General features: G+C 66.2%; 8 protein-coding genes. 6 read left to right on the forward strand and 2 right to left on the reverse strand.

From position 1 onward, the window contains the following. On the reverse strand, nt 1-155 hold a 155-nt coding region (locus tag AB0C62_RS41885), incomplete at its 3' end, for a hydrophobic protein (RefSeq protein ID WP_362982542.1). A 181-nt stretch (nt 156-336) separates the two neighbouring features. Here AB0C62_RS41885 and AB0C62_RS41890 point away from each other — a divergent pair. Both AB0C62_RS41890 and AB0C62_RS41895 read left to right on the forward strand, forming a co-directional pair. Then, nucleotides 337-513, forward strand: a complete 177-nt coding sequence (locus tag AB0C62_RS41890; protein ID WP_351430033.1) for a CsbD family protein — start codon at nt 337-339, stop codon at nt 511-513. Between the two features lie 228 nt (nt 514-741). Continuing rightward, nucleotides 742-1,476 carry a DUF4232 domain-containing protein gene (locus AB0C62_RS41895; RefSeq protein WP_362982544.1) on the forward strand — a complete coding sequence of 245 codons (735 nt, stop codon included), beginning with the start codon at nt 742-744 and terminating at the stop codon, nt 1,474-1,476. Here the strand turns inward: AB0C62_RS41895 and AB0C62_RS41900 are convergent. After that, nucleotides 1,445-2,431, reverse strand: a complete 987-nt coding sequence (locus AB0C62_RS41900) for an aminoglycoside phosphotransferase family protein (protein WP_362982531.1) — start codon at nt 2,429-2,431, stop codon at nt 1,445-1,447. The two genes, AB0C62_RS41895 and AB0C62_RS41900, sit on opposite strands and share 32 nt — an antisense overlap. A gap of 238 nt (nt 2,432-2,669) precedes the next feature. Here AB0C62_RS41900 and AB0C62_RS41905 point away from each other — a divergent pair, with 238 nt between their 5' ends. The 4 genes from AB0C62_RS41905 to AB0C62_RS41920 all read left to right on the forward strand — a co-directional run. Further along, nucleotides 2,670-3,761, forward strand: a complete 1,092-nt coding sequence (locus AB0C62_RS41905; protein ID WP_362982534.1) for a LacI family DNA-binding transcriptional regulator — start codon at nt 2,670-2,672, stop codon at nt 3,759-3,761. A 622-nt stretch (nt 3,762-4,383) separates the two neighbouring features. Next, a complete protein-coding gene (locus tag AB0C62_RS41910) occupies nt 4,384-5,694 on the forward strand; it encodes an ABC transporter substrate-binding protein (protein WP_362982536.1) in 1,311 nt (436 codons plus the stop codon). After that, entirely contained in the window at nt 5,691-6,671 is a 981-nt protein-coding gene (locus AB0C62_RS41915) for a sugar ABC transporter permease (protein WP_362982538.1), read from the forward strand. Before AB0C62_RS41910 ends, AB0C62_RS41915 begins: the two co-directional genes overlap by 4 nt. Beyond that, nucleotides 6,668-7,379 (forward strand): carbohydrate ABC transporter permease (locus AB0C62_RS41920; protein ID WP_362982540.1); only part of this gene is annotated, 712 nt, incomplete at its 3' end. The genes AB0C62_RS41915 and AB0C62_RS41920, both read left to right, overlap by 4 nt.

A 7,379-nucleotide genomic window follows, 5' to 3' on the forward strand; every position in this document is an offset into this window, starting at 1 on the left:
CGGCCACGCTTGCCGCCGCTTGCCGTCGGACGGATCACGAAGCCCAGGACCCACACGATCAGGACGATCACGGCGATCCACCAGAGCGCCTTCAGTGCGAAACCGGCACCGAAGAGGATCAGGGCGAGCAGAAGAACAAGAAGAACGGGAACCATGGTTATCAACCTCCGGACCCTCGTGTGCCCGGCGGCCCGATCTTCATTCCTGCGGGTCTTATGTATTTCTTAGACGGTTCGCACTGCGCATGCGTCGCGGTCTCGGACTGGTTTGAGGAGGCAATACGTGGTGACACGGATGGCGTACTTGAGTTTCCGAGTGAGACAGGGGTGAGTGGTTGTGGCTGCGGACGAGAAGGCTCAGGCCAAGGGTGAGCAGGTCGAGGGCAAGGTCAAGAAGGTCGTCGGCGGTGCGGTGGGCAACGAGTCCCTGAAGGCCGAAGGACAGGCCAAGGAGTCCCAGGGCGACCTGCGCGCGGCCAAGGAGAAGGCCAAGGACGCCGTCCGGCCCAAGTAGGCGCACAGCACTCCTGATCCCGGCAGCCTGACAGGCTGCCGGGATTCGTGCTGTCGGGGTCGGTTGTGCTTCTGCGACGGAGGCGTCACCGACATCGATCGCCACACCCGGCAGGGACGCGTGAGCGAGCAACGTCAGCGCCCCTCCAGTGGGCTGTGACAGCAGGCGGCCCGCTCAACAACAACAAGGGCCGCGGGCCCCGTGGGGGGGATCGTCCGCGACCTTGTTATGCCGGTCTTCACCCGCGACTCGCCCACGGCGAGCAGTCACGGCAGACGGGCTCGCCGGGCGGCGTTCAGCGGGCGTCGAGCGGGGAGGGAGCGACCGTTCCTACTTGGTGGTGTGGGTGGGGTAGGCCTGGACGTCGGTGTAGGCGCCCTTGATCTGACCGGCGGCGGCGGGCCATGTCAGGCTGACGGTGTGGGTCTGGTCAACAGGGGATCGACCACCTGCTCGGCCACCGGCTTCGCCGGCGTCAAGGACGCCGACCACACCTCGAACCCCGTCGAGCGCGGCCCGGCCCAGCCGCGCATCACCATCCTCAAGCCCGGCGATGCCGCGATCTTCGACCTCGCCTACAACCGTCGACACCACCGGCGACAGCCTCGCCACCCCGACCAACATCCTGGTCACGCCCCCGAACGACGCGGCGTCGGTGGCGTCGATGGCGAGGTCCTCGGTCTTGCAGAACGTCACCTTGTTGCTGGTCTTCGCGGCGCGTGCGAGCCCGGCGCTGGGTCGGGCCCCGGCAGTGAAGGGGCGCGGCGAGTGCCAACTGGTCCGGTCGATGATGGCCGTCCAGGAACTCCGCCCCCGCGCGCCCAGCGCATTCAACACCGGGTCGAGGAAAGCGACTCCGACCACACTCGTGGGGGCGGCGGCGGACCGGAAGAGCAGGAAGGCGTTGCCGACGCGCGCCGCTGCCACGCTCTCACCGGCCGGTGCGGCCCAGCAGCGCCATGACTCCCGTCAGTTGGTCGCGTGCCCAGTCGTACTGTGAGGTTTCGAGGTGGCCGCGGTAGACGGTCTCGATCACCATGATCAGCATCAGGTGAAGGCAGTACAGACGGCGGCGCACGGTTTCGGTCTCGCTGAGGGGTGGGTGACCGTATCCGCGCATGAACGCGGTGGAGTCGCCGAACGCGGCGATCTGCGTGCCGGTGAAGCCGGCTTCGATGAGAGGGTCACCGAAGAAAGCCCGCTCGTGGTCGATCACGCAGGCGATCCTCCCCTCGCGAACCAGGACGTTGCTGTCCCACAGATCCCACTCCACCAGACGTGGCTCGCTCACCTCTTCCAGGCTCGCGGCGTGATCACCCAGTACCTCGCGCACGGTGTCGTAGTCCCAGCCCAGATCGACCTGTCGCCGTTCGCCGTCGGCCAGGACATCCTCGACCATGTTCGTGAACACCTGTCGCCAGCACGCGTTCTTCGGGCCGGCCAGTGGTCCGAACCCCGTACCGCGGATGGAGTTGATCCGACGGTTGGCCGCGCCGACCTGTTCCTTGTAACCCGCCAACTCCCGTTCCGGGAGGAGAGACCCGACGATGCCGAGGTTGTCCGCGTCGACGAACGGCATGAAGAACCAGTCCGCGTCGCACAGGTCGTGTTTCCGGTCGGCGAAGTCCACTCGGGGGACCGGCACGGTGGTGTGTTCGCGGACCAGGTCGAGCGTCGCCAACTCGATGCCCATGGCCCCCTGTTCATAGGTCATCACTTCGACCTCGGGCGGAGGCGCGATCTTCAGGACCACCTCATGTCCGTCCCGCAGGCGTATGCGGTAGGCGACGTTGAACCAGCCATGCCCCAGCTCACTCACCCACGCCTCGCCCTCGGGCACATGGCCCGGCCCGTACGCCCGCTCGACCATGGCCCGCAACACCTCGAGCGGCTGCCGGTTCTTCGTGATGCTCTCCACGTCCACTCCCAGCTTCGGTCCACCTGTGTTGCCCAGTACTACGCCTGGCCGATGTCACGCACCTGCCCACGAGGGTGTGACCACTTCATCCGCAGGGCCACGCCGGCAACGACGGCAGTGAATCGCTCCCTGCCGTCGCCGAGTCCTGGGGGAGCGGCGGCTGAGCACTCACGCCCGGTCCCGAGGTCATGCCGATACGGGACCCGCCGTGGCGATCCCATCACCAGGGGCTCGCGAGATGGTGGTCGTGACGCGGGGGCATGGGAAACTTCGGTGGCACAATCTGTCGGCCGCGGGGCCCGCTGTCGGCAGCGCGTTCAAGAAGGGGTGTGTCCGCATGGCGCAACGGGTGACCATGAACGATGTGGCGCGCGCAGCCGGGGTGTCGTCGGCGACCGTCTCGTATGTCCTGAGTGGCAAACGCCCTGTCACGGCGGAGACGCGCAGGTCGGTGGAGGCGGCCATCGATCGCCTCGGCTTCAGCCTCAATCCCGTGGCGCGCAGTCTGCGGACCGGGCGATCCGTGATGGTCGCCCTCGTGGTTCCCGACATCGCCAACCCCTTCTACGCTCTGCTCGCCCGCTCGATACAGGACGAACTGCGCGGCCGTGGCTATCACGTGGTGGTGTCCAACACCGGGGCGCAACGGGGTGAGGAGGAGGCGCTGCTCCAGGAGGCTCTCCACCAGCGCTTCGCCGGAGTGGTCATGACGCCCTTCCGTCTTGCCACCGATGCCTTCGAGGCGATCCGTGGAGCGGGGATTCCCGTGGTCGTCAGCGCCGACACGCCGTTCGGTGACGTTGACCTGGTGACTCCCGACGCGGAGGGAGCCGTCGTCGACGCGATGACCCACCTCGCGGCCTCCGGTCGTCGCAGCGTCGGAGTCATCGCGGGGCCCCGCGATGCCACCGGCGGCGATCCCCGACTCGGTCGCATCACGGCGCACGCGGCCGCGTTGGGGTTGCGGGTACGGCCCGAGCACATCGTCCATGGTGAACACACGCGAGAGGCCGGAGCCGAGGGATTCGAGAAGCTGATGCTGTCGCCCCATCGTCCCGAAGCGGTGATGTGCGTCAATGACATGACGGCCGTCGGCGCTATGGACGCGGCGGAGCGACTCGGTCTCGACATCCCCGGCGACATCGCGCTGCTCGGGCACGATGACATCGATATCGCCGCCCTTGTCCGGCCTCGGCTCAGCACGATCCGGTACCCCGCTCGTGAGGTCGGAGTCGCCGCGGCCCACCTGTTGCTGGAGCAGATCGATGGGCGGACGAAGCCGCGAACGGTGCGGGTCGCCGCCCATTTCGTGTCGCGGGCGAGCTCCTGACGTCGGTTGCCTGTCACGTGTCCGTTTCCGCTCCTTCGTCCGGGAGTGCTCGTTCGGATCGATCGGCTGCGACGGTAGCGTAATCGATTACGTTGCGCGAGACTGAGCATGCCGAACGGCCGCGACGCCTCCGTCGAAACGCTGCTGCGTGTCCACTTTGACGAGGTGTGGGCTGACTCGGATGCCTTGTCGGTCCATCGCGGGGGGATCTTCTCGTGTGTTTAAGTTTGATTGCCTCTGTTGGTTCCGTGGCCGCCTGACGTCACCGCGCTATCAAGCACCTGTTGATGTGCGCGCCCCATTCGACGTACCTCGATGGGGTCGCGAGCCGTCGCCGCGCAAGGCCGTCCGGGCGACGCCTAGCGCGCTGCGCCGGCTAGTCGGTCCGCGCTGACGGGCATTTTCGCAGGTCGGTCGATGTGCCCTCGCCGCCTGCTCCGCCTGATGTCGTTGGCGATCCGTGTGTCGGTCACGTTTCGAACACGTGGCACCTCGGGGCTTGACGCATCGCGGTGGGTCCGGCTCTTATTGCCGCCACGATGTTTGAACGAGTGCGTTTCTGATCGCTTTCGGCGAGCGTCTCTGTCGCCGTTTTGGCCAACTCCCACCCTCAGGAGCCGTCATGCACCTTCACCTCCCGGGTCAGTCCGTCCCGACTCCCAGCCGCCGTACGCTGCTTCGAGGAATCGGCGGCGCGGCAGCGCTCGGCGCGGGCATACCCCTGCTCAGCGCCTGCGGCGGCAGTGGCAGCGCCGCGGATCCGAAGACGGTCACCGTCGGCTCCAACGCCTCGGACGCGGTGCCCAAGAAGGCCTTCGCCGACATCTACGCCGCGTTCAAGAAGCAGTCCGGCGTCACGGTCGACGTGAACACGAAGGACCACAACACCTTCCAGGAGCAGATCAACTCCTACCTCCAGGGCACCCCGGACGACGTGTTCAACTGGTTCGCCGGCTACCGGATGCAGTTCTTCGCGTCGAAGAAGCTCGCCTCCCCCATCGACGACGTCTGGGAGAAGATCGGGGACAACTTCCCCGACGCGATGAAGTCGCTCAGCAAGGGCGAGGACGGCAAGTACTACTTCGTGCCGCTCTACACGTACCCCTGGGCGATCTTCTACCGCAAGAGCGTCTTCCAGCAGCACGGCTACGAAGTCCCCACCACCTGGGACCAGTTCGTCGCGCTCTGCAAGAAGATGAAGAAGGACGGCCTCGTCCCGATCGCCTTCGGTGACAAGGACGCGTGGCCCGCGCTGGGCACCTTCGACCAGATCAACTTCCGCACCAACGGCTACGACTTCCACGTCGATCTGATGGCCGGCAAGGCCTCCTGGACCGACGCGAAGGTCCGCGCCGCCTTCGACCACTGGGCCGAGATCCTTCCCTACCACCAGGAAGGCGCCGTCGGCCGGACCTGGCAGGACGCCGCGCAGAGCCTCGCGGCGAAGAAGTCCGGCATGTATCTGCTGGGCACGTTCGTGGGCCAGCAGTTCACCAACGAGGCGGACCGCGAGGACCTCGACTTCTTCGCCTTCCCGGAGATCGACTCCGCGTACGGACAGGACACCGTCGAGGCGCCCACCGACGGATTCCTTCTCTCCAAGGCCCCGAAGAACCGCTCCGGTGCCATCAACCTCCTGGAGTACCTCGGTAGCCCGGCCGCGGAGCAGATCTACCTGACGTCCGACCCGAACGTCGTCGCCGCGTCCACGAAGGCGGACACCTCCTCGTACAGCGCTCTGCAGAAGAAGGCGTACGACATGATCAGTGGCGCCAAGCACCTCACCCAGTTCATGGACCGCGACAGTCGCCCGGACTTCACCGCCACGGTCATGCAGCCGGCGCTCCAGAAGTTCATCCGCGACCCCAAGGGCATCGACGGGCTCCTGTCGTCGATCGAGCGCCAGAAGAAGACGATCTTCGCCTCCTCATGACCACCGACACTCTCACCGAGGACCACGAGGACGAAGTGGCTCTGCCCCAGGGGGCCGAGCCCCCGAAGGAACAGAACGTGCAGGGCCACCGTCGCCTTCTGACCCGGCGTGACCGCATCACGCTGGGTCTGATGGCGGGCCTGCCCACGGTCCTGCACATCGCGCTCGTCTGGGTCACAGCGCTCGCCTCGATCGCTCTGGCCTTCACCACCTGGAACGGCATCGGCTTCGACTCGATCCACTGGGTCGGACTCCAGAACTTCCGTGAACTCCTCACGCAGAACCCGCAGTTCTGGCCAGCCGTCCAGCACAACATCATCTGGTTCGGCGTGCTCATCCTGGTCCCGACGCCGATGGGCCTCTTCCTGGCCGTCCAACTGGACAAGAAGATCCGCTTCAGCCGGGTCTACCAGACCGCGTTCTTCCTGCCCGTCGTCCTGTCCATGGCGGTCATCGGGTTCGTCTGGCAACTCGTCTACAACCCCGACACGGGCCTGATCAACAGCGTCATCGGGGCCAACGAACCAGGCCACTACATCGACTGGATCGGTGACCCGGACCTCAACCTCTGGGCGATCCTGGTCGCCGCGTCCTGGCGGCACACGGGCTACATGATGATCCTCTACCTGGCCGGCCTGAAGGGCGTGGACCCGTCGCTGCGCGAGGCGTCGGCGCTGGACGGCGCCACCGAGTGGCAGGCGTTCAAACACGTCACCTTCCCGGTGCTCCGCCCGACCAACACGATCGTCCTCGTCGTGACGATCATCGAGTCGTTGCGCGCCTTCGACCTGGTCTACGTCTTCAACAAGGGCGCGCAGGGCACCGAGTTGCTGTCGATCCTGATCACCAACAACATCATCGGTGAGTCCAGCCGGATCGGGTACGGGTCGGCGATCGCCGTCGTCCTGCTGGTCATCTCCCTCATCGTGATCATCCCGTACCTCATGTCGACCTTCCGGAAGGAGCGGCGATCGTGAGCGCCTCCACCCTCGCGTCGAAGAAGCGCGCCCCCGTCCGCCCGGCCCGGCTCCTGCTCCATCTCTTCCTCGCCGGAGCGTCCCTGGCCTGGCTGACACCGTTGCTCTGGGCGGTCTATGCCGCCCTGCGCCCGTACGGGGAGACCAGTGACAAGGGGTACGTGTCCTGGCCGGACACGCTGAGCCTCGACAACTTCAAGAACGCGTTCACGCAGTCCGACATGACGCACTACTTCGTCAACACGCTCGTCATCGCGGTCCCGGCCGTGCTGCTGACGCTGCTGCTGTCGTCGATGGTCGCGTTCTACGTCAGCCGCTTCGACTTCCGCGTCAACCTGTCGCTGCTGCTGGTGTTCACCGCGGGCAACCTGCTGCCCCAGCAGGTCATCATCACCCCGCTCTACCGGATGTACCTGCTCGTCGACCTGCCCGGCATCACGGCCAGCGGCAAGCTCTACGACTCCGCCCTCGGCCTGGTGCTCATCCACATCGCGTTCCAGTCCGGATTCTGCGCCTTCGTGCTGAGCAACTACATGCGGTCGCTTCCCCACGAACTCACCGAGGCCGCGCTCGTCGACGGCGCCTCGGTGTGGCGCCTGTACTGGCAGATCACGCTGCCGCTGTGCAAGCCGGCGATGGCGGCCCTGGCCACCCTGCTGTCCATCTGGATCTACAACGACTTCTTCTGGGCCATCGTCCTCATCTCGA

The organism is Streptomyces sp. NPDC048643, from assembly GCF_040650615.1.
In the GTDB taxonomy this organism is placed as follows: Bacteria; Actinomycetota; Actinomycetes; order Streptomycetales; family Streptomycetaceae; genus Streptomyces.

Excerpts from the sequence above, each read along its gene's own strand:
- AB0C62_RS41905 (WP_362982534.1), top strand. The coding sequence starts at position 2,670 with ATGGTGGTCGTGACGCGGGGGCATGGGAAACTTCGGTGGCACAATCTG.
- AB0C62_RS41910 (WP_362982536.1), top strand. The coding sequence starts at position 4,384 with ATGCACCTTCACCTCCCGGGTCAGTCCGTCCCGACTCCCAGCCGCCGT.
- AB0C62_RS41915 (WP_362982538.1), top strand. The coding sequence starts at position 5,691 with ATGACCACCGACACTCTCACCGAGGACCACGAGGACGAAGTGGCTCTG.
- AB0C62_RS41895 (WP_362982544.1), top strand. The coding sequence starts at position 742 with ATGCCGGTCTTCACCCGCGACTCGCCCACGGCGAGCAGTCACGGCAGA.